The organism is Scandinavium sp. (genome assembly GCF_036271055.1).
Classification (GTDB): Bacteria; Pseudomonadota; Gammaproteobacteria; order Enterobacterales; family Enterobacteriaceae; genus Scandinavium.
In genome coordinates this window covers 1-2,159 of sequence record NZ_DATBBJ010000089.1, presented here as the reverse complement: position 1 = coordinate 2,159, position 2,159 = coordinate 1, and the positions used below count along the sequence as shown (strand labels likewise).

Below are 2,159 nucleotides of genomic sequence, written 5' to 3'. Positions count from 1 at the left end.
CGTAACGATGCAACTCGATTTGAACGGATTGAATGGGAGCAATTCCCTGGTGGCAAGGCCAGTCACTCTGCAATTTTCCGCCGCAGCCAATTCCTTCTTTCCCATTCTCGTTTTTAATGATCTGCTGCGCGGAGTTAAGCCGGGCTCAATGGCCTTGATCCCGTCCCGTAGTGGCGGGATTCCGGCACTCCCTGTGCGATTAGGTGCGTCTGTCAAGCAACTCGCAGTCGAAAAACTTCCGTCGAATCAATCTTTCGGTCTTGCAGTACGCGACAACAAGACAGGTTTCACCTTTTTCAATGTTGAAGGAGGAGATTACGATTACAACGCCAACGCGCGGTCGCTTGGCATTGAAGGTGGCCGACTCCTTATTTCGAAAGAGTTTGCTAACGCTCTCGGTCGTCCATCGGACGCCGGCTCAGTCGTTGGAAAAATTTCAGTCGGCGCAGCGATGCAGCCTATCGAGATCACGCAACTGGTGAACGGCAAGCGTACGTCGGTGGTCGAGCCCCCCTTGAGCCATCGTGCCGGTCCGGGAGCGGCTCAACTGGTAGCCGGGCCCGATATTATCGTTGGGGACCTGCCGGACATGGTGCAAATCGACCCAGCGGTGGGATCACAGGTCGGCTTGGGAATAGCGACAACTTCCTGCGACAATGGCGATCAGCCGGTCGACTTTTACGCATTACCAAACACAGATCATCCGTTCTTTCCGGAAAATTTTTATCGGATGAGCGGTGGCGCAGATAACACCGAGCGCTTCGAACAAATTGGCCAGTCCTGGATTAAACACACGTTCGGCGCGGACGAAGGCGACGACTGCAACCTTGGCTGCAACACAAATAATTGCACTCAGTTCTCACAGCTATGTCCGGGCTGCTCCGATCCGTATCTCGCCGACGAAAACGGGGACTACCAACTGCTAGGTTCACGTGCCTGGGTCAATCCTTTTACCGGCGCGTTTTCGTCTAATCCAGATCCAGCCAATCACAACGGCCACACACATGACGGCGTATCGCACCGGGTTCGCGTTAATATCAGCGATCTGAACACAACACTCAATGCAGGTGCAACTTATTTCGCGGAAGCGGCATATCTGGACCCCCTTGAATACACGTGGTGTCAGACTCATCCTGGGCAGTGCAACATGTATAACAACGCTTCCTACCGTAAATTCCTTGTTAGCGGCACAACGAACTTCACATTTTCCCCTGTTGGCCAGACCGCGAGAACGCAGCCTGCCATCATGGCATGGACAGGGGCGACGGTAAATCAGGTGCAGCCTGATCCGGGAAACGATGGCATCTCGTTTGTGGGCTACAAAGTGACCAGTCCCGCGCCGGGAGTCTATCACTATGAGTATGCCGTGTACAATTACAATCTCGATCGCAGTATTCAATCCTTTAGCGTGCCTTTGGGCGCCGGAGCCAATCTCAGTAACATCGGATTTCACGCGCCGCCTCAGGAACCTGGCTGGGCAAATGACGGCACGTTTAATAACCAGGGTTACAGCAGCACGCCCTGGGCTGTCACTCAGGCCAGTGATTTCATAACCTGGAACAGCGAAACGTTTGCGCAGAATCAAAACGCTAACGCGATTCGCTTTGGCACATTGTATAACTTTCGGTTTGATGCCGATCAACCTCCCCAAACTGCTAACGCGACAGTAGGATTCTTTAAAACAGGGTCGCCAATGACGGTGGCAATCCAGGCGCCTGCAGGCGGCGCAACGCCTACAGCGACACCAACCGCCACGGCCACGCCGACTGCAACTGCTACCGCCACGGCGACTGGCACGCCGAGGCCCACTCCGACACCGAGGCACCTTTCGCCGAGGCCTCGTCCAACTCCTGCGCCGCGTCCCTAGCCCTGCTTCCAGCATGCTGAGCAAAAGAGTAAGGAGGTTGTTAGAATCTTTTTTTGCCTTGTATCCTAAGCACCGAGAAAAATGACCATTTAATCTTTCCCCTGGTCCACCCTAACAGAAGGATCCACCACAATGTCAAAGATACGCCTTGTCGGCTTCGCGTTCCTGTCAGCTCTGTTCTTCGCGAACGCTTCGGAAAATAACGCCAGTCAGTCCAAACAAAACGCTTCCGAAGCGCTGACTGGAACACTGCAAAAGATGATTGTGGAAGACGCGAGCGTAACGATGCAGC

Annotated in this window: 1 protein-coding gene; it reads left to right on the top strand. The window is 54.0% G+C overall.

Translation table 11 applies throughout. The features are described from left to right. Nucleotides 1-1,867, top strand: a 1,867-nt coding sequence (locus tag VH187_RS19785; protein ID WP_329703159.1) for a hypothetical protein, incomplete at its 5' end; no start/stop codon positions are given. Nucleotides 1,868-2,159 lie beyond the last annotated feature (292 nt).